Raw genomic sequence first — 19,671 nt, 5'->3', positions numbered from 1 at the left:
AGATTATGAAAACACAGCATGAACCGAGGTGAAGCGCCATGCCGGAATTACCGGAGGTGGAGACCGTCAGACGGACACTCAGCCGACTGGTCGTCGGCAAGACGATCCGAGAAGTGGAAGTCCGCCTGAAACGGATTATTCAAAAACCCGAAGAGCCGGAGCTATTCGCCGATCTTCTGGAAGGCCAGACGATTCAGGGCGTGAGCCGCAGAGGCAAGTTTCTGCGCTTCCTGCTCGATGACGGCGTGTTAGTATCCCATCTTCGTATGGAAGGCCGCTACGGCCTCTACGAAGGTTCGGACGAGGTGGAACCTCACACGCATGTGATCTTCCGCTTTACGGACGGGACCGAACTGAGATACCGCGATGTGCGGCAGTTCGGCACGATGCATCTTTTCGCGGGAGAGGAAGATCTGAGCAGCAAGCCGCTTCATAAGCTGGGCATTGAGCCGCTGGACGAGTCCTTTACGTTCGATGCGTTCCGTCAGGCCATCGGCAAACGGAGCACGAAGATTAAACCGCTGCTGCTCAATCAAGCATACATCGTCGGACTCGGTAATATTTATGTAGACGAGGCGCTTTTTCTGGCGGGAATTCATCCCGAGAGGGAAGCGGCTTCGCTGACCCGCCTTGAGCTTCAGAAACTTCACGAAGCGATTGTCCATACCCTCAAAAGCTCAGTCGAGGCCGGTGGCTCTTCCATTAAATCGTACGTAAACGGCCAAGGCGAATCCGGGAATTTCCAGCATTCCCTGAACATTTACGGCCGGAACGGCAAACCCTGCGTTACCTGCGGCAGCTTGATCGAGAAAACCGTTGTCGGGGGCCGGGGCACGCATTTCTGCCTGAAATGCCAGCCTCTCAAAAGAAAGCGCAGCACGCCGAAAAATAAGCTTTAGCACAACTCCTCCTACCCCTCCATATGATAAGTGTGTAGAAAACGCAGGTAGGAGGAATGAGGCGTGCTTCCATTTTTTTCTCTGTTGATTCTGGCTCTGGCCGTCAGTCTGGACGGTTTCGGGGTAGGGATGATGTACGGCTTGCGTAAAATCCGTATCCCGCTTCCGTCCCTGGCGATCATTTCTCTTTGCTCGGGAATCATCATTTACATTTCGATGAGTTTTGGAGTATGGCTGTCGCGGTATTTATCCCCGCACTATGCCGGGATGCTCGGTGCGGTTATTCTGATGGGCATCGGAATCTGGGCGCTGGTTCAGTTTCTGGCACAGAAGCAGGGCAATGACGGCGACGGTGAAGGAAAGGAACGTACACAGGCGGAGAACGGAAAGGCGGCGGTATCGGCCGGAACGTCCCGTCTGGAAGCTGCTTTCCAATCTAATCCGGTTGCGGCCCGCCGCCCCGAGGCGCCAAGGGCAGAGCCGGAGCGCGAGCCGCGGATGTTTTCGATCGAGATTAAGCGGCTCGGACTCGTGATTCAGATTTTGCGTACGCCTTCCGCGGCCGACGTGGACCGGTCCGGCAACATTTCTTCTTCGGAAGCGACGCTGCTCGGAATCGCGCTGTCCCTTGACGCTTTCGGCGCGGGAATCGGTGCCGCTTTGATCGGGTATACCCCGCTGCTGACATCGGCTGTAATCGCGGTAACGAGCGGACTCTTTATTTTCCTCGGCCTGAAAATCGGCTATCAGTATTCCGGGCTCGGCTGGATTCGTAAAGTATCGATGCTGCCGGGAGTCGTCCTGATCCTGATGGGCATTTCCAAACTGTTTTAGCTGTTATTCCTTAAAAAATGTGATTGACGTGGGAGTCGAGTGAAATGAATATAGGACTCACGGGAGGTATCGCCTGCGGCAAAAGCACGGTCTCGGCCATGCTTGTCCGCCGCGGTGCGATTCTTATAGACGCCGACCGGATCGCGCGCGAAGTGGTAGAGCCGGGGAGCCCCGTTCTGGCTCAGGTCGCCGCGCATTTCGGACAAGATATGCTGCTGCCGGATGGCTCGCTCCACCGTAAAAAACTGGGCAAGACGGTTTTCGGGAACGAAGAAGCCCGGAAAGCGCTCGAAGATCTTTTGCATCCGTCCATCCGTGCTCTCATGAAAGAAAGAATGGCCGCCGCGGAGCGTGAATTTCCGGACAAGCTTGTCGTGGTGGACGTGCCTTTGCTCTACGAATCGGGACTTCAAAGCATGTTTTCGTCCGTTATGGTCGTTTATGTGCCGAGAGAAGTCCAGTTGAGGAGACTGATGGAGCGGGACGGACTGAACGCCGAACAGGCGGAATCCCGGCTTGCGGCCCAATGGCCCATTGAACGTAAAAAAGAGCTCGCGGATAGTTGTATCGACAATTCGGGAACCCTGGAGCAGACGGAGCAGTTTGTCGAGCGGTTCTGGCTTCAAAGGGGGCTGTAATGAAGCTTCTGCGGAAAAAGCGGGTATTCGCCCTGCTGCTGCTCGGATTTGTTTTTCTTCTGTTCAGCAACGGTCTTTTTATCGGGCAGATAATCTATCCCATTCACTATCGTGAAGAAATCCGGCAGAATGCCGCACAGTACCAGGTCGATCCGTTTCTGATTGCGGCTATCATCAAAGTGGAGACGAATTTCAAACACGACCGGGAATCCAAAAAAGGAGCTGTCGGCATTATGCAGCTCATGCCCGATACGGCGGAATGGATTCGCGAAACGTCCAATACGAAATCGGCCGATTTCCGCGACCCGAAACATAATATCCAGCTTGGCTCCTGGTACCTGGCTTGGCTGAACAAGCAGTACAAAGGAAACTGGCTTTATTCCATAGCCGCGTATAACGCGGGCCAGGGAAACGTCAGCAAGTGGAAGAACAACGGCGTCTGGGATGGAACGGAAGAAACCATCAAAAAGATCCCGTTCGGCGAAACCCGGCATTATGTACAGAGGGTGCTGTATTATCAGCAGAAATTCAAGAAGCTTTACGGCGAGGAATGGAATCAAAGCGCGGGAAGCAAATAAAGAAGCACCGAACCCGGCGGGTGTAGCCGCCGGATCCGATACTTCCGTGTTGCTTGGTTTCCGCTAGAAGTTAGCGGGATTGGCCTTGACCGGCCAGTTGTTGTTCGGCGATTTGCACCAGTCTGCGAGTAATGTGACCCCCGATAGCACCCGTGTCGCGAGTAGCCATGTTACCGTAGTAACCGTCTTGAGGAATCGCAATACCAAGCTCTTGGGCAACTTCATATTTCAGCTGATCCAAAGCTTGATTAGCTTGTGGAACAACCAGTACGTTGCTGCTGCGAGATTGTCCTGCACCCATTTCTGTTCACCTCCTTGTCGTTGGTAGAACTATTATGTGCGTTTTTGTAGGCTTGATAACAAGCAACATTTGGGAGTAAAAATAAAGAACGGACGAGAGGAGGAATCCCCGATGAAATGCCCGTTTTGCGAGCACAACGGAACGAAAGTACTGGACTCCCGCTCGGCTAACGACAACAAATCGATCCGCCGGCGCAGAGAATGCGAGAAGTGCCAGCGGCGGTTTACGACGTTCGAGATGGTGGAGGAAACGCCTCTTATCGTGATCAAAAAGGATGGCAGCCGCGAGGAATTTAACCGCGACAAAATTTTGCGCGGGTTAATCAGAGCCTGCGAGAAACGTCCGGTATCCGTGGACCGGCTGGAGCAAATTGTCTCCGAGGTCGAAATGCAGGTGCGCAATATGGCTCACGCGGAAGTGGACAGCATGAGAATCGGAGAACTCGTGATGGAGCAGCTTTACCCGGTCGACGAAGTGGCCTATATCCGCTTTGCGTCGGTGTACAGGCAGTTTAAAGATATCAACATGTTCCTGAAGGAACTGGAGCAAATTTTAGGCAAAACGAATTTGAGCGCATTGAAATCGGACGGTTAGAGGCCGGAACGAGCTTGCAAGGCTTTCTTCTTTAAAAGAGGAAAGTCTTTTTGCCGTTTAGCCGGGGGAAATGGCCGGAATACAGGCTTCTGCCGCGCAGCCGGCGATAACGGCAGGAACACAACAGGCATATCTCCGCATCCGCCGCCATATGTTTCAGGGTGGAACGGCTCAAAGGAGGCGACGATATGTCGATGACGCAAGGAAACGGGCAGGGAGTGCCGTGGGGATTCGGGAAACCCGAAGTTCCCGATCACACGAAAATGACACAGGGGCAGGCGCAGCTGCCGGGGTATCCGCTCCAGCAGGGCTCTCCGTTCGGAGGCGGGGGCAATCTGCCCCCGTTCACTCAGGGGCAGCCACCGGGAGGGATGACCGGTGCTTTTCCGCCGCAGGGAGCTTACCCGGAGAGTTTCGGCTCAGCCGACGGCTGGCCCGGACAGGCGGGGTTTCCTCCGGGTTCTCAACCCGGAGGCGGAGGTTTCGCGCCTTTCCCTCAGGGAGGCTTCGGATCAATCGGCGGAGGGGCAGGGCAGGGGGGCTACGGCTACGGCGCCCTTGAGGCGGGCGGCCCTTCCGGAGGCGCTCCGGTCGCGGTGCCGCAGCCTTTTTTCAGCATCGATCCCTATGTGTATCTGACGCTCAAAATGATTGTCGGTCGATGTGTGGTGGTAGAGACGGTTCGCGGCAGCAACCGGGGTGTTCTGACAGATGTGAAACCGGATCATGTCGTGGTACAGGAGGACGGTAAGAAATTTTTTATCCGGACGGCCCAAATCATTTGGGTGATGCCGGAGTAGAACCTTATCGAAGGCTAAGAGCCGCCGGATTCCGGCGGTTTTTTTGTATGCATCGGACTGCCTGGAGAAAATTTTTATATAGTTGCTTTACAAAAGAAAGTAACCGTGATAATATACTTACATAAAGTAAGTTATTGAATATAAGTTAGTTGATACAAATATTCGAAATCCGACTAGGAGGAAATCAAAATGAACAAATTATTATATATCACTGCAAATCCAAGAGAGGTAGACCGTTCTTTCGGTCTTCAGGTCGGGGAGCAATTTCTGGAGGCGGTGTCGAAAGAAAATCCGGATCTTCAAGTGGAACGCGTAGATGTGTACGAAGAGCATATTCCCCTTATCGACGCCGATGTGCTGAACGGCTGGGATAAGCTGCGTGCCGGTGAAGCGCTGAACGAAACGGAAGCGGCTGCCATCAACCGGATGAATGAAGTGCTGGAGCAGTTTTTGTCGGCGGACGGCTACGTATTCGTCACTCCGATGTGGAACCTGAGCTACCCGCCGATGCTGAAAGCTTACATCGACAACATCGCGATCGCGGGAAAAACGTTCCGTTATACCGCGAACGGACCCGAAGGGCTCATGTCCGGTAAAAAAGTCGTTCACATCCAAGCACGCGGAGGCATTTATTCCGAAGGACCAGCCGCGGACTTTGAATTTACCGACAAATATTTGCGCGGAATTATGGCGTTCATCGGAATCACGGACTACGAGCATGTCTACGTGGAAGGCATCGCGGCTTTCCCGGACAAAGCGCAAGAGCTTGTGCAGGGCGCCAAAACAAGAGCCGCGGCAGTAGCCGCTCAGTTTGCGAAAACCCCATCGCGAGTATAAGCTTCCCCCTTGCGGTGTTCCCATATAAACGCAAAAAACTGCCCCTTTCTGAACTGAGCCCCAATGGTTAGACACGATCTGACATTGGAGGTTCCGTTCATTCTGAGAGGGCAGTTTTTTTGCGTTTGGAGCCGGGCGGTACGACAGCAACGGTTATTGGTTTGTCTCAGCCTTTGCCGATAAGCAGAGAGAGCAGACCGGCCGCAATCAGAGGGCCGACGGGAACACCGCGGAACAGCGCTACGCCGAGCACGGTGCCTATAAGCAGTCCGGCTACCACATTCGGCTGGTTCGTCATGAGCAGGGCGCCCCGGCCGCCCAGGTAAGCAACGGAGATTCCGATAAGCACGGCCAAAAGCGATTTCCAGTGCATAAAGGACTGGAGAATGGTCTGGACGGGCATTTTGCCGCTGGCGATCGGCGTCATGACCCCAATGGTCAAAATGACGACGCCGATCGTAAGTCCGTATTTTTCCAAAAAGGGAAAGGCTTGATGTACATTCATCACCCGCAAGAGCAGGAGAACGAGCATGGCAATCGTAACGGTCGAATTGCTGCTGAGCAGCCCGAGAAGGGCCAAACCGAGCAGCAGGATGGAAGGCATGTCCACTTGGGCCATCTTCAAATTCCCCTTTAGGTCTTTTTTGTTTCCATTGTAAAGCATTGAAGCCGCGTCAACAAGGAAGGGACCGGTAAGGAGGAAAGCCGGAGGCCGCTGTGAGATCTCCCGAGGTGATATGGTATACTTTTCATATATATGGGCAGGTGATCCAAAACCTCCCCGGGTGAAAGGAGCACGATTCCATGGAAGCGATTGAAATGATAGCGGTGGGGGCTTTGATTCTCGCTCTGCTGCTGCTGGTTAAAGTATTCAGCCTTCAAAGCCGGATTAACGCCATCCAGGACGATCTGGAGTGGCTAAAAGGACGGGCGGAAGGACAGGCGATAAACCGGTTAAAGCCGTCGACGGCCGACCGGTCCGACAAGCCCGCTTCGGCACAGATGTCCCTTCTTGACGAAAGAGTGCATCACTTGCTTGCACAAGGCGATAAGATCAAAGCGATCAAACTCGTGAGAGTGGAGCAAGGGATCGGCTTGAAGGAAGCCAAGGATTATGTGGAGAATCTGGAACGGAGCTAGCTTACAGGCGTGATCCTCCGCTTGCGTCGATCAGTTGGCCGGTTACCCATCGGCTGTCCGGTGACGCTAGGAATGCTGCGATATCCGCGACGTCTTCCGGCTGCCCCCATCTTCCGAAAGCGGAAAGTCCGGCGGCGAACTCTTGTCCGCCGGTGCTTTGCAGCGTTTCGGCGTTCATGTCCGTATCAATGATGCCCGGCTGGATCGCATTGACCGTAATGTTCCGGCTTCCGAGATGCTGAGCGAGCACGTAAGTCAGCGTATTGAGGGCTCCTTTCGATACGCTGTATCCCAGCAGATTCGGGAAAGCGATACGGGTTACGGCCGAAGAGATGTTAATGATCCGGCCGTTTTCTTTTAGACGCGGCAGTGCTTTCTGAATGATAAAAGCAGGTGCCTTGACATGGATATCCATGACTTCGTCCCAGGACTCCGCCGTCGTTTCCTCAAGGGTTAAAGTCTGGGCGATCCCCGCGTTGTTCACGAGAATGTCGAGGTGATTGCCCCCGGTAAATTCGAGCAGACCCGTATCCAGCGCGGCAAACAATTGATCAATGCCGCCCGCCGACGTCAGATCGGCGCCTATGGCAAAAGCAGAGCCTTCACGGCTTTGTATCTCGCGTACTACTTCCAATGCCGCATTGCGATTCTTCCCGTAGTGGACGGCAACGAGCGCCCCTTCCTGCGCCAGGCGGAGCGCAATGGCGCGCCCGATTCCCCGGCTTGCCCCGGTTACTAATGCGACTTTCCCTTGCAGTTTACTCATGCTTCATCTCTCCTTTTCTTGATTCATGTACAGTTGTAACACAGGAGAAGATTTGAAATGTTGTGCTCTCATTCTTGTTTAGAATAATTCAAAGGCAGGCGAGGGACTTGCTGTCGACCTGCTTAAAGCGCAGCCGCTTATTTGTGGCGGCGCTTATCCGAAAATCAAAAAGAGCCTGCCGATAGCGGCAGACTCTTGGATATTTGCGTTTACGTATTCACTTATTAACTTGCCTATTTACGATTCCTGGCCAACCACTTCCCGGACAAATTTGTCGAGGGCCGTGACATTCGTGATGTTCTGATTGCAGACGGTGCTGTCTACACACAGGTAGTTCCCGATCGCCTTATAGTAATCGGATGACGCTTTGGCCGGTCTTGATTTCGTGACCGCGGTAAATAGCGCGACTTCTTCGTGTTTGTTGCACAGAAAGCAAACGCCTTTGTTCGCCGGTGTATACCGCCCTTCGATGCCGATCAGTTTCCCGTTCAATTGGTACACGAGAAACAATTTATTCGTCGCGATGTCGGTCCAGCCCAGGTAAGTGACATAACGGTAGTCGATTTCGGACAGGTCGGGAATCTTCAGTTTCTTGTTCTTCGGGAAAAGCTTGGCGAGCTGCTTTGCCGTCAGTGCCGGAAACGGCGCCAAGTAGGATTCCAGCGATTCCGGATAATGCTTGAATTCTTCTGCGGTACGCAATCCCGAAATTTTCTCCAGCAGTTGTTTTTGAAGGCCGTCCGCCTCCGGGAATGCTTCAAGCAGTTTGAACGGAGCGCTGGATTTGACCGATTCCACGACTTTCGGGTCGGAAACGGTTTCGTGGGTCTTCTGAAGCAGAAGACTCTGCTTTTTAATGACATTATATTGATGGTTTCTAATAAATGGTTGTATCATGGCTTTCAGCCCCTTATTTTTTATTTAAGCTAAAAAAATAAGTGCAAAGCCCATTATTAGAAACGATATTAGCTTTTTCGGGCGACTATGTTATCGTGAACCGTCATCCGCCCATGCAAAGTATCGCCCCATAATCAGGCTTCGCATGAGCCGTATCGTGTACCAGCCAATTGATTTGCCATTTGTACCGACCTCCTCTTATCCGACCATTATAATGGTACACAGGCGTCGCCGCAATGCCGAAATCAGCTATAAAAAAATTCTGGCAAGGTGGAAAGGCCTTGAGAATAGAGGGAGGCAGGAAGGGCTTTAAACGGAAAACGATATTACAGTTCGCTTGTTACAAGACTTTTATCCTCGAATGCGGTCGAAAGCACAATCAAAGTCGTTGAAAAGCCGAACGCGCTGCATTCATCAAGAAAGCCGGTCAACGATTCCGTCGTTTTGCTCAGCACCTTCATTAAAAAGTTGTATTCCCCGCTGATCCGGTAGAGATCGACGATCTCAGGAGATTTTTCGCTGAAAGCCGCGAAGCCTTTGCAATCGGTCGTTTTGAACAAAACGAACGCCGTGGTTTGCTTGCCGAGCTTTCGGGGAGAAAGCTTTGCGCGGTAGCCCGTAATAACTCCCTGCTCTTCTAATTTACGCAGTCTTTCGGTTACGGCGGGCTGTGACATCGCGATCATCCGGCTCATCTCGGAGATGGGGATCCGGGCATTTTCGTGCATCAAAGATAAAATTTTCGAGTCGATTTGATCCATACTGGCAGACACCTCATTATTAAAGGTAATAGGGAGTATACAACTTGATAACTTAGTTATTTAAACTTCTATTCCTTAATAATACTATGTGAAACGGGTATTTTTCATTATAAAATGTCATTAAACATTCGCGAAGGAGAATGAAAGATGACAAGGACCTTAAACGACCCGATAACTATCGGCGGAATCCCTTTAAAAAACCGGCTGATCATGGCGCCGCTGCAGCAGTATAAAGGAACCCCCGAAGCATTTGCCGCCGCACATCACATTGAGCATTATGGGCGCAGAGCGAAGCATGTGGGACTTATCGTTTTGGAATCCACGGCAGTTTCTTCGAATGGAAGATTGTGGGCAAACGATATCGGCATCTATACGGACCGGCACGTGGAAGCGCTGCGGAAAGTGACGGATGCCGTCCATGCGCACAACACCCCGGTCTTTATCCAACTGTCGCACGGGGGAAGAAAATCTTCGCCGGAAGTTACGACTACTTTGGTCGCGCCGAGTGCGATTGCGTTCGACGAACAATACGGCATGCCGCAAGAACTATCGGCAGAGGGCATCCATAACATCATCCAGGAGTATCGTATGGCGGCAAAACGCAGTAAAGAAGCGGGATTTGACGGAATTGAGCTTCATGCGGCGCACGGTTTTTTAATTCACCAGTTCTTGTCGCCTCTGTCCAATAAGCGGACTGATGCCTACGGAGGAAGTTCCGAGAACAGGGCAAGGTTTTTGAAAGAGGTTCTTGCCGCGGTAAGAGGAGAAGTGGGCAGAAACTATCCGGTCATCGTTCGGATTTCGGCCACCGACTACAGCGAGGGCGGACTGATCCCTGAAGAATGGGCCCGCATGTTAAAGCCGCTGGAATCCGAACTGGACGCTATTCATGTGTCTACGGGCGGGATTATCCCGGTGCAGCCCAGCGACGTATACACCGCTTATCAGCTGCCTCATGCGGCCGCAATCAAGCAGCATTTCAAAATTCCTGTCATCGCCGTCGGGCAGATTTATACCCGGAGCCTTGCCGACCGCATCCTTGAGGACGGATTGGCGGACGTCATCGCGATCGGCCGCCCTCTTTTGGAAGATCCGGATTACGCGGAGGGGATGTTGACGGTGAGGGAAGTAAGTGTATAACCAGGTTCTGAAGCTGCAAAAGCATGTCAAGCATGGTATGATAAAAAGATGAAAACAAGGATGTCTTGCTGACTTTTTTGAACCGCACTTTTGCGGAATCGGGTGAGCCGCCGTTAACCGAAATTGTTCTGCTTAATCCGTATACGGAAAAGGATGCTCCGCTTGACAAACAATCCATCTTCGACATCTGGGCCAAGACGGCGGAAGGTAAGTTGATCAACATCGAGATGCAGCTTTTTAATAAATATGATATTGAAAAAAGAACGCTTTATTACTGGAGCAAGCGTTACTCCGGTCAGCTGCAGGAAGGTCAAACTTACAAGGAATTGAAAAAATGCGTTACGATAAATATTTTAAATTACTCGTTTATTTCCAACGACCGGTATCATAATGTCTATCATTTGAGGGAAGATCACACGGGGCTGGAGCTATGTGACGATATCGAAGTTCATTTTATGGAACTGTCCAAACTGGACGAGAAGGCTGCTCCGGTTGAAGGCGGTCTGATCAACTGGCTGTTGTTCTTGAAAGGTGTGGACAAAACTAATTGGGAGGTGCTGAAAATGAACGAACCGACTTTGAAAAAAGCCATGGATACGCTGGAGTTTCTGAGTCAGGACCGGGAAGCCCGCCGATTATATGAAGAGAGGCAAAAGTATTTGCACGATGAAGCTTCCATGATTGAGTGGGCGACGGAAAAGGGCATGGCTAAGGGCATGGCCCAAGGTATGGCTAAAGGAATAGCCGAAGGAGAGCAAAAGAAGGCTATCCAAATTGCTAAGAATATGCTTGCCTTGGGGCTTCAGGTTTCAGTCATCGCCAAGGCTAGCGGTCTCACCGAAGCTGAAGTTGAATCGTTAAAAACGGTACAATAGAGCGGACTGAACCCTTGGGGTTCGGCCCCGCTTGGCTCAAACAACAAAAAGCACTCCGAAGAGTGCTTTTTGTCTTATATGGAACCTAGGGGGATGTCCGAATTTTTGATTAAACGGCTGACGAAGCTAATTTATGCATTCAAATCCGTCATTGCTGGAATATGAATTTCTTTAACACAGGAAACCCTAGAGAGGTTGACGACGCATTTTACAATTGAGACAATATCCTGTACAGGAATTCTTGTGCCGCTATATTCAGCAATCGCTTTGTCCGCACCATCCTCATAAGGAATTTCTGCTGCAAGTTCGCCTGGATTCACACAAGTGACCGCAATGCCATCCTTGCGAACATGCTCTCGCAGTGCATGAGTAATGCCGCGCAGACCGAACTTGGAAGCTACAAATGATACCTGGTTGTTATTCGTATGATCCAGTCCTGCTGTGGAACCAATTAGAATAATTTTACCCGCTTCTGATTTGCGAAGATTAGGCAGTGCAGCCTGTATGCAGGTAATTGTTGAAGTTATATTCACATTTATAATGTTGGCAATGTCACTCGCCTCATCCTTGTCAAAAGTATATTGAGCCTCAAACCCTTCTTTCTCCCAAATTCCTACGTTATAAACTAGAACATCGATCTTCTCCGTTTGAATGCCCTTTGAGATGACTTGCGCGGCATCCGGCTGCGCCAGATCTGCAGTAATCCATATCCGCTTTATGCCATCATTAAGATCCAGACTGCCCGGCCTGCTTCTGGAGACGATCCATACTTGATCACCATGTTCAGGCAAACCTTTCACAAATGCGTCTCCCAGACCCTTACTTGCCCCAAAAATAAGATAGCTTCTCATACTGTATCCTTTCCCCATGTTAATCATTTTATATTCAAGTGTACTATACTAGCTGCGGACTCTCCACTGTTCACAGGATTGATCTAATGTCAAGGTGTAGCCTAGGGCCTAGGGGATGTCCGAATCTTTGATTAAACGGCTGACGAAGCTAACTCGGCGCAGCATTCTAGCGGAAGATTCGGACGCCGTGCTCCTCCGCAAAGCGAAGCTCCGAAGCGTATTCACCCGTTCCGTGCGCGCGGACTGAACCCCTGACCTCATCGCTGCCAGTGGAGAGATGGCGTTTTTATGTTAAGGAAAGAGCGGAGGAATAGCTCCAGATCTTTATTTTATTTTTCACCTCAAAACGCTTCGACACAGACATAATCTCCACAACCATTTGAGAAAGGCAATGATCGATTCGTCCCTGGCTGCAGCAGCTTCACATATCTCCCATCGCGAAACAGCAAACCTCGCTCGTCTTCTTGAATGGTGATTTTCGTAAACATAGGTATCCCCCTTTAATTTGTTGGGAGGGAACGATTTGTGACGAATTTCGTATAGTAAGACGAGTCTCGAAACTCCAGTCCGAAGTGTTCGTGATTTTCGCGCTGTCGTCCCATTTATTCCGCGGATTGCTAAGCTCAGCTGCAGTGTGCATAGGAAGCCACCGACTATCCCTCGACTATTCCGCAATTTGTTGTGAATTCGATTCCTAGTCGAATGCTCATTGAAGAGCGCAAAGTCTAGAAAGGACTGCTTTCTAGTGGTAGAAACGAGGCCGCTGCACATACAGAATACGAAGCACCTAACCGTTGTCCGCACTGCGGGAGTGTCCTGAACTCAATGCCTGGGTATGCTTGTCGATCAACGACCCATCATTATCATGTCATGAATGCAAGGGAACGAACAGGGTGGGAGTATGGCGAAGCGAAAAGACAGACGAGACTATCGAACAAAAGGATTACGAGGCAGGGTGTGGAATTTTTGAAGAAAGAAAACTTTTTAGGTGAGGGACTCCATGATCAATTTATCGGAAGCGTATGTAGACAGTTTGGCGCATAACAGCGCCGCAATGAAAAACGGCAAAGACTTGTTCAAGAAAAAAAGCTTCACGAAACTTTGCAAGACGGAGGATGGCAAGCTTTTATTCGGAGAGTGCAAAGGAAGCGGGAAAGAACCGTATCGCTGCTCCGTCGACTGGATGACCGAGGGACAGCCGGTGTTTCGCTGCTCATGTCCAAGCCGCCAGTTCCCGTGTAAGCATTTGCTCGGCTTGATGTATGCTTATGCAGCCGAAACGCCTTTCGAGACAGCACCGATTCCGGAAGATATTATGGGAAAAAGGGAGAAGGTCGAAAAGCGGGAGCAGAAGAAAAGTGAGGCGACCAGTAAAGAAAAGCCGACGAAACGGAAGACGAGCAAATCGGCACTGCTAAAAAAAATAGGAGCACAGCTCGAAGGGATTGCTATTTTTGAGAAGCTGCTTCATCAAATCGTACAATCAGGATTAGGCAGTTTGGATAAGCAAATGTTGAAAATGATTGAAGATCAAGCGAAACAGCTTGGCAATTATTATATACCAGGCATCCAGACGGCAATGCGCAATCTCATTGTTCTGCTTCGATCCGATGAGGAACAAGAAACGATCTATGCCAAGGCGTCCGCTTACTTATCCACGCTGCATACGTTACTCAAGAAAAGCCGCGGCTATTTGCAGCAAAAATTGGACAATCCGGAACAAGCGCCTGAATTGGACTCCACGATTGAGGAATGGATCGGTCATGCTTGGCAACTGGCGGAGCTGCGCGAATGCGGCAGAGTTCAAAGCGATCGGGACCTTATGCAGCTGAGCTTTAACTCCTATGCGGATGAGGCAAGAGGGGAATACGTCGACGAATCATTCTGGGCGGATGTGGAATCAGGCACCGTTTATACAACAAGGACGTACCGTCCGTTCCGTGCAGCGAAGTTTATCAAGGAAGAAGATTCTTACTTTGCAATTGTGAATGCGAAAGAGCTTATGATTTACCCGGGCGAGCTGAATTGCAGAATTCGCTGGGAAGGGGCAGTTCCGCGTCCAGTAACAGAGCAAGATTTCCAGGCTGTGAAATCCAAAGCACTTTCCTCCGTTACGGAAGCGGTCAAAATCGTTAAAAATCAAATCAAAAACCCGCTGTCGGATAAACGTCCCGTCCTATTGCTCGCTTATGATCAATTGATGCACAGCAGCAATGGACCCGTCTTATTGGACGGACAAGGCAAAGAGCTGCAGCTCTCGGATTTAGAATCGGTGGAACAGTCAACAGCTCATATGCTGCCGATGCTTCATCAAGACGTGCTGAGGCAGCAAGCAGCTGTAGTCAGATTTGAGCATGATATGGATAATAACCGGCTGCATGCCCAATTGCTAAGCATCGTCACAGATCAAGGCATCATTCGATTGCTTTATTAAGGAAGAGGAGAAGACATACATGAGCATCGATCTGTTATTTGATTTGAATCGGGAGGTTCGCAGACTGTTCATTGCGGGCAGCGGAATGGCTGCGGGCGATTTTAACTTGAAGAAAATACTGCCTCAGCTGCATAAGTTTGGAGAGTCGGCGGCAGTGTTCAAACGAATCGCGCAAGCGGTGGAGGAAGTATTGGAGTCGAATCGGGAGGATGGCGCGGTTAAGCTGCTGGATTTGGGCACGCTGCTAACTTCTGTGTTACATACGCAAGGAAAAACAGAACCGCAAACTGAACGCCATGCTATAGCGGGAACGCAAATCCAAATTGGCACTAACATTCCTTATCGCAAGCTGCAGCCACTTATTGAAGCGCTGAACACTAAAGGCTCTGGAAGATGGGAAGTGATCCATCAGGCACATGAGGAAGGCCTTTTTAACGATTTCCGTGTCATGTTTTCGGCAGTAGACGCCTTGGATGACGGCTACTCGGAAATTGCTGACTTTATACATAATCAAGTACTGCTCGCTTATGGACCGGAAATATTACCTGTGCTGCACCAGCAATTCAGACAACAAGGCGGCAAGGGAGATGCCCGGAGACTGGAGCATATTTATCGTTTGCAGCAGGAAGAAGGGCTTGATCTGTATTTAGCTGCGGCTGGGGAGGGATCTGTCGAGGTTCGTGCGGCTGTGATTAAAATTTTAGGCCATTTTGCCGATCAAGAGTCGTTTATTTTGGAGCAGGCGGACGATAAGAAGAAAGAAATTCGAGAGGCGGCTTATCATGCGCTGTCGACTTTGGGCACGGAACAAGCGCTCGATCGTCTGTTTGCTGTGTTGAAGTCGAAAGATCGGGAAATGGCCGTTGAGCCGATTCGCAGGTCCAGCTCTTTTCGTCTTGCGAATCAAGTTATTGCTCATGCGGATGCTGCCTTCGAACGTATTCTTGTTTCACTGGCGCAAAAGAAAACAAAAGTGACGGAGAATGAGGCAGACAAGGAGAAAAAGAAAGAAAAGAACAAAGAGCTGGAGAAGGCTGTCGAAGAGCTCTATGTAGATCTGCAAAGCTTGGATGGATTTGAAAGTGAGGAAGTGTATACGCTTCTTACCAAGCTGTTATCCACACCGGGATTTGTCAGTCAGCATACTTATTGGCTTCAAAACATGGCGGTCAACATGCTGCAAAATATGCAATATTCAGAGGCACTTCCATTTGTGCTCGATTTGCAAGATAAACATAAAAAGGCTTTCATCTGCAACAGCCTATGGGCAGCTTTCAAGCTGCTATCGCCAGCGGATGTTTATGAAAGATTCGCGCCGGAATTTGAGGAGCGCTCCAGGAAAACAGTTAAGGAACTGCTGGATTATATACCACGCATCATTCCGAACATGGTGCGTCAACTAAATGCCGATCTAGAAGAAGAGCAGCAATGGACGCAAAACTGGGACGCAAGATGGATTGATTTGTTTATGAAAATGAATCAAGATGACTTGGTGTGCAGACTTGTGTACGGTACGGCAACACGTCCGAGTTCGACAGTTATTACTTATTTGATTCATAAATGTAAAAATCAACTTGATCTTTCAAATGACAATACGGCCCAAATGCTCATCACATTACTCAAGCTAGGGCATGAGGAAGCACCTGATCTGGTGATGGAAGCGCTGGAGAATGGAGGAATTAAACGATATTACTATCTATACTCGAATTCGCTTCTGTTCCATTTATTCCATATGTTGCCGTATACTTATGCAGATCAATTGGAGCATTTCGCTCAGTCGCCAAAAGGGGAGCGATTTAAAGAACAATTACTGGAAATTGTCGAGAATCTTCGAGCTAAGCAAGCAGAAGGAACGGTTGAAGCACAGAAAGGAATGAGCGTATGAGTTCAAATCAAGAGCAAAATGTCGTTAGATTGCCGGCAGAGCGTCTGTATGCCGCAGAAATAGAAGCACTGAAAAGTGTCGATAAAGACAGCAAACCGGCTGGCTGGCAGCTTTCGCCGAAAGCGGTGTTAACTTTCATTACTGGGGGCAAAGCGGGCGATGTCACCATTACACCGAAATATATCGGGAATCGCAGACTTGTTGAAATGGCAATTGCTACATTGCTGACAGATCGTGCGCTGTTGCTAATTGGCGAGCCGGGAACGGCGAAATCGTGGCTGTCGGAAAATTTGACGGCAGCCATTCATGGTGATTCTTCGAAAGTGATTCAAGGTACGGCCGGAACTAGCGAAGAGCAAATTCGTTATTCCTGGAATTATGCGATGCTGCTTGCGCAAGGGCCTTCCGAGCAGGCGATTATTAAAAGTCCGATTTATCGCGCGATGGAAACAGGAGGGATTGCCCGATTTGAAGAAATTTCGCGCTGCGCTTCCGAAGTGCAAGATGCGCTCATTTCAATTTTGTCTGAAAAAACGATTTCCGTTCCTGAGTTGGGAAGCGAGGTTTCGGCAGCACGTGGTTTCTCTGTCATAGCTACCGCCAATACGCGCGATCGTGGCGTTAACGACATGTCAGCAGCATTGAAGCGCCGTTTCAACATAATTGTGCTGCCTGCACCATCGGATTTGGACACGGAAGTGGACATCGTATGCAAGCGCGTAGCTGAAATTTCGGCGAGTTATGAGCTAAAGGCGTCCTTACCGGATGATGAGGCGGTACGCAAAGTCGTCACGATTTTCAGGGAGCTTCGAAGCGGCATGACACTGGACGGCAAAGAGAAAGTGAAGCCGACAAGTGGGGTTATTTCGACAGCGGAAGCTATTTCCTTGTTAACGGGCAGTATGGCGCTTGCCGGCAGCTTTGGCAGCGGCACCATCAGCGATGAAGATATTGCCGCGGGCTTGCAAGGTGCGATCGTGAAGGATGAGGAGAAGGACAAGCTCGTCTGGAAGGAATATTTGGAAAATGTAATGAAAAAGCGGGGATCGACATGGCGGAGCCTGTACAACGTCTGCTCGGAACTGAACGGGTGAGCGAAAAAAAACGAGTGAATGTGTTCGGCATTCGGCATTTATCACCGGCGGGCGCGTACCATCTGCGAGCCCTTCTGGAAGAAAAGCAGCCGACGGCTATTCTGGTTGAAGGTCCAAGTGATGCGAACGATTATATTCATCAGCTGACGATGAGCGGAGTCAAACCGCCAGTCGCGCTGCTCGCTTATACGGAGGAACTGCCGGTGCGCACGCTCATTTACCCTTTTGCAAGCTATTCGCCTGAGTACGAGGCTTTTCGGTGGGCGAAACAGCATGGCATTCATGCGGAATTTATGGACCTGCCCTCGACGATTTCGCTGACTTTGTATGAGAATCGAAAAGGCGCTGGACGCAAGGCGAAAGCAGAAGCGGTGCAAGCGGGCGAAGGAAAGAATGAGACGAGCGATCGCGCGAGTTATGTTCAGTTGCAAAATAAAATGTATGAACAAATCACCGAACTTTCGGGCGAACCGGACTATGAAGCGTATTGGGAGCGCTATTTTGAGCATTGTACAAGTAAAGAGGCGTACCGCGAGGCGATCGATCATTACTCGATTCAGATGAGAGCGCTAATGGAAGAAGCCGAGCAGAGTCTTGCGCCGGAAGAAGCGGCCTACAACGAAATACGCGAAGCTTACATGAGGAGAAAAATCGAGGAGACGATCCGCTCAGGTCACGCACCCGAAAAAATCGTCGTCGTCACCGGTGCACATCACGCTTCAGCACTGCGCCCTGAATTGCTGCCTATGACCGATCGCGAGCTGGAAGGACTGCCTAAAGTTCGTACGAAAATTACGCTGATGCCTTACTCTTACTATAAGCTTTCAACATATTCAGGTTATGGAGCCGGCAATCAGGCGCCCGCCTATTACGAACTTTTCTGGACATGCTTGCAGCAAAATGAACTGTGGAAACTTCCGACGTTGTATTTATCGAAAGTAGCTGCTTACTTGCGTGATCAAGGGACTTATCGTTCGACTGCTTCGGTCATTGAAGGAGTTCGATTGGCACAAGCTCTGGCCGTCATGCATGATGGAACTTCGCCGACTTGGAGGGAATTGCGCGATGCGGCGATCGTTTTGATGGGGTACGGGGAATTGTCCGTTATTTCAGAAGCTTTAGCCAAAACGGATGTTGGTACAGCTATTGGCAGCTTGCCGGACGGAGTCAGCCAAACGCCCATTCAAGATGATCTTAATCGCGAGCTGAAGCGGTTTAAGCTGGAGAAATACAAAACGACGGTAGCCACAACGCTTGAGCTTGATTTGCGTGAAAATCGCCGTGTCAAAACGGTCGAAGCCGCTTTTATCGACTTGAATCGGTCCGTGCTCCTGCATCGACTGGAATTGCTCGGCATCAGCTTTGTAAAAAAACAGCATGTCAGTCAGGCTTCGGCTTCTTGGGCGGAAAATTGGGTGCTGCAATGGTCGCCGGAGGCAGAAATTGAAGCGGTTGAATCGACCTTGAAAGGGGAGACGATTGAGCTTGCAGCCGCGTTCGTTATTCATGAAAAGCTGCAGGCATGCGCCGACATTGCCGAAGCATCTCGAATCATTCGCCTCGCCTGCACATCTGATTTGCCAAGCTTAATGGAGCAGGCAAGAGGGGTGCTGCAGGAGCTTGCCGTCGATTCAGGAAACTTCGAACAAATCGCTTCGGCAGCTTTGGAATTGTCCGTTTTAATTGGATACGGCTCCATCCGCCGAATCGCGACGGATTCACTCATTCCGCTGCTTGAGCAGCTGTTTCTTCGGGGTTCGCTCCTTCTTGTCGATGCTGCGAACTGCAATGACGAGGCGGCCAAAACGATGGCAAGCGCTATTCAAACGTTCCACAGCATCGCGCAGGAACATTACGAAATCGTCGACGATCAGATTTGGCTGCAGAAGCTGCGCGAATTATCAATGCGTGACGATCGCAATGCGAAACTGTCGGGACTCGCTTTTTCCATTTTGCTGGAACGAAATGAAGTGGATGAAGCGAGAAGCGCGCAGGAAATGTCGCGAAGATTATCACCGGGCATTCCGGCAGATCTTGGAGCAGGATGGTTCGAGGGGCTTGCCATGCGCAACCGGTACGCTTTGTTGTCGCGCAGCTTTTTGTGGGAGCAGCTCGATGCTTATATTCAATCGCTTGAGAATGAGCAATTTTATCGTTCGCTCGTCTTTTTGCGGAGAGCTTTCGGGACGTTTGAAGCAAGAGAGAAGGCGAACATCGCTGAGCTCATGGGGGAACTATGGGGGCTTGGCGCCATTGCGACTGGCGAAGCCTTGCAGCGTCCGCTTGGGGAAGAAGAGAAGGAGAAACTCGATGAACTTAATGACTTTGATTTCGGAGACTTATAAGC

Annotated in this window: 20 protein-coding genes and 1 pseudogene; 14 read left to right on the top strand and 7 right to left on the bottom strand. The window is 50.4% G+C overall.

Annotated features, from left to right (window positions below; genetic code table 11):
• The first annotated feature begins 38 nt into the window (after nt 1-38).
• The 4 genes from mutM (at nt 39) to PCH01S_RS16440 (ending at nt 2,949) form a co-directional block, all read left to right on the top strand.
• The gene (gene mutM / locus PCH01S_RS16455) at nt 39-899 is read left to right on the top strand and encodes a DNA-formamidopyrimidine glycosylase (protein WP_042230985.1); all 861 of its coding nucleotides are present in this window, start codon (nt 39-41) and stop codon (nt 897-899) included.
• Between the two features lie 63 nt (nt 900-962).
• On the top strand, nt 963-1,733 hold the full coding sequence (locus PCH01S_RS16450) for an MntP/YtaF family protein (RefSeq protein WP_042230984.1): 771 nt from the start codon (nt 963-965) through the stop codon (nt 1,731-1,733).
• A gap of 44 nt (nt 1,734-1,777) precedes the next feature.
• The gene (coaE, locus tag PCH01S_RS16445) at nt 1,778-2,371 is read left to right on the top strand and encodes a dephospho-CoA kinase (protein ID WP_042230983.1); all 594 of its coding nucleotides are present in this window, start codon (nt 1,778-1,780) and stop codon (nt 2,369-2,371) included.
• On the top strand, nt 2,371-2,949 hold the full coding sequence (locus PCH01S_RS16440) for a lytic transglycosylase domain-containing protein (RefSeq protein ID WP_042230982.1): 579 nt from the start codon (nt 2,371-2,373) through the stop codon (nt 2,947-2,949). Before coaE ends, PCH01S_RS16440 begins: the two co-directional genes overlap by 1 nt.
• 70 nt (nt 2,950-3,019) lie before the next feature.
• Here the strand turns inward: PCH01S_RS16440 and PCH01S_RS16435 are convergent, their stop codons facing one another.
• Nucleotides 3,020-3,250, bottom strand: coding sequence for an alpha/beta-type small acid-soluble spore protein (locus tag PCH01S_RS16435; RefSeq protein ID WP_009671472.1), 231 nt, complete (start codon nt 3,248-3,250; stop codon nt 3,020-3,022).
• 111 nt (nt 3,251-3,361) lie between these two features.
• Between PCH01S_RS16435 and nrdR the strand changes: the two genes are divergently transcribed.
• The 3 genes from nrdR (at nt 3,362) to PCH01S_RS16420 (ending at nt 5,481) form a co-directional block, all read left to right on the top strand.
• Entirely contained in the window at nt 3,362-3,844 is a 483-nt protein-coding gene (nrdR, locus tag PCH01S_RS16430) for a transcriptional regulator NrdR (protein WP_042230981.1), read from the top strand.
• Nucleotides 3,845-4,032: 188 nt separating this feature from the next.
• The gene (locus tag PCH01S_RS16425; RefSeq protein WP_042230980.1) at nt 4,033-4,644 is read left to right on the top strand and encodes a YuzF family protein; all 612 of its coding nucleotides are present in this window, start codon (nt 4,033-4,035) and stop codon (nt 4,642-4,644) included.
• A 189-nt stretch (nt 4,645-4,833) separates the two neighbouring features.
• Complete coding sequence (locus tag PCH01S_RS16420) at nt 4,834-5,481, top strand: FMN-dependent NADH-azoreductase (protein WP_042230979.1); 648 nt, start codon at nt 4,834-4,836, stop codon at nt 5,479-5,481.
• Between the two features lie 166 nt (nt 5,482-5,647).
• On the opposite strand, the gene PCH01S_RS16415 is transcribed toward PCH01S_RS16420, so the two are convergent.
• On the bottom strand, nt 5,648-6,100 hold the full coding sequence (locus PCH01S_RS16415; protein ID WP_042230978.1) for a DUF441 domain-containing protein: 453 nt from the start codon (nt 6,098-6,100) through the stop codon (nt 5,648-5,650).
• Nucleotides 6,101-6,285: 185 nt separating this feature from the next.
• Between PCH01S_RS16415 and PCH01S_RS16410 the strand changes: the two genes are divergently transcribed.
• Nucleotides 6,286-6,621: a ribosomal protein L7/L12 gene (locus PCH01S_RS16410; RefSeq protein ID WP_042230977.1), complete on the top strand. Its 336-nt coding sequence runs from the start codon at nt 6,286-6,288 to the stop codon at nt 6,619-6,621.
• A gap of 1 nt (nt 6,622) precedes the next feature.
• On the opposite strand, the gene PCH01S_RS16405 is transcribed toward PCH01S_RS16410, so the two are convergent.
• The 3 genes from PCH01S_RS16405 to PCH01S_RS16395 all read right to left on the bottom strand — a co-directional run bounded on the left by PCH01S_RS16405 (nt 6,623) and on the right by PCH01S_RS16395 (nt 9,045).
• The gene (locus PCH01S_RS16405; RefSeq protein ID WP_042230976.1) at nt 6,623-7,387 is read right to left on the bottom strand and encodes an SDR family oxidoreductase; all 765 of its coding nucleotides are present in this window, start codon (nt 7,385-7,387) and stop codon (nt 6,623-6,625) included.
• A gap of 237 nt (nt 7,388-7,624) precedes the next feature.
• Entirely contained in the window at nt 7,625-8,284 is a 660-nt protein-coding gene (locus tag PCH01S_RS16400) for a FusB/FusC family EF-G-binding protein (protein WP_042230975.1), read from the bottom strand.
• Nucleotides 8,285-8,610: 326 nt separating this feature from the next.
• On the bottom strand, nt 8,611-9,045 hold the full coding sequence (locus PCH01S_RS16395; protein ID WP_042230974.1) for an Lrp/AsnC family transcriptional regulator: 435 nt from the start codon (nt 9,043-9,045) through the stop codon (nt 8,611-8,613).
• A gap of 147 nt (nt 9,046-9,192) precedes the next feature.
• Between PCH01S_RS16395 and PCH01S_RS16390 the strand changes: the two genes are divergently transcribed.
• Both PCH01S_RS16390 and PCH01S_RS16385 read left to right on the top strand, forming a co-directional pair.
• A complete protein-coding gene (locus PCH01S_RS16390; protein WP_042230973.1) occupies nt 9,193-10,185 on the top strand; it encodes an oxidoreductase in 993 nt (330 codons plus the stop codon).
• Nucleotides 10,186-10,232: 47 nt separating this feature from the next.
• A pseudogene (locus PCH01S_RS16385) lies at nt 10,233-11,060 on the top strand (Rpn family recombination-promoting nuclease/putative transposase); the annotation flags it as partial.
• A 131-nt stretch (nt 11,061-11,191) separates the two neighbouring features.
• Here PCH01S_RS16385 and PCH01S_RS16380 read toward each other — a convergent pair.
• Nucleotides 11,192-11,911, bottom strand: a complete 720-nt coding sequence (locus tag PCH01S_RS16380) for an SDR family NAD(P)-dependent oxidoreductase (RefSeq protein WP_042231187.1) — start codon at nt 11,909-11,911, stop codon at nt 11,192-11,194.
• A gap of 341 nt (nt 11,912-12,252) precedes the next feature.
• Nucleotides 12,253-12,399 (bottom strand): hypothetical protein, encoded by a 147-nt coding sequence (locus PCH01S_RS30485; protein WP_156972824.1) that lies wholly within the window; start codon nt 12,397-12,399, stop codon nt 12,253-12,255.
• A 512-nt stretch (nt 12,400-12,911) separates the two neighbouring features.
• Between PCH01S_RS30485 and PCH01S_RS16375 the strand changes: the two genes are divergently transcribed.
• The 4 genes from PCH01S_RS16375 to PCH01S_RS16360 are packed head-to-tail and all read left to right on the top strand — an operon-like array spanning nt 12,912 to nt 19,669.
• Complete coding sequence (locus tag PCH01S_RS16375) at nt 12,912-14,345, top strand: SWIM zinc finger family protein (RefSeq protein ID WP_042230972.1); 1,434 nt, start codon at nt 12,912-12,914, stop codon at nt 14,343-14,345.
• A 19-nt stretch (nt 14,346-14,364) separates the two neighbouring features.
• Nucleotides 14,365-16,230 carry a HEAT repeat domain-containing protein gene (locus tag PCH01S_RS16370; protein ID WP_042230971.1) on the top strand — a complete coding sequence of 622 codons (1,866 nt, stop codon included), beginning with the start codon at nt 14,365-14,367 and terminating at the stop codon, nt 16,228-16,230.
• Entirely contained in the window at nt 16,227-17,324 is a 1,098-nt protein-coding gene (locus tag PCH01S_RS16365; RefSeq protein ID WP_042230970.1) for an ATP-binding protein, read from the top strand. Before PCH01S_RS16370 ends, PCH01S_RS16365 begins: the two co-directional genes overlap by 4 nt.
• The gene (locus tag PCH01S_RS16360; RefSeq protein WP_042230969.1) at nt 17,282-19,669 is read left to right on the top strand and encodes a DUF5682 family protein; all 2,388 of its coding nucleotides are present in this window, start codon (nt 17,282-17,284) and stop codon (nt 19,667-19,669) included. Before PCH01S_RS16365 ends, PCH01S_RS16360 begins: the two co-directional genes overlap by 43 nt.
• Nucleotides 19,670-19,671: the final 2 nt, after the last annotated feature.

The sequence above is a fragment of the Paenibacillus chitinolyticus NBRC 15660 genome, from assembly GCF_000739915.1.
GTDB lineage: Bacteria > Bacillota > Bacilli > Paenibacillales > NBRC-103111 > Paenibacillus_F > Paenibacillus_F chitinolyticus.
Note: the sequence above shows the minus strand (reverse complement) of the source record. Positions and strands in the feature narration are given on the sequence as shown.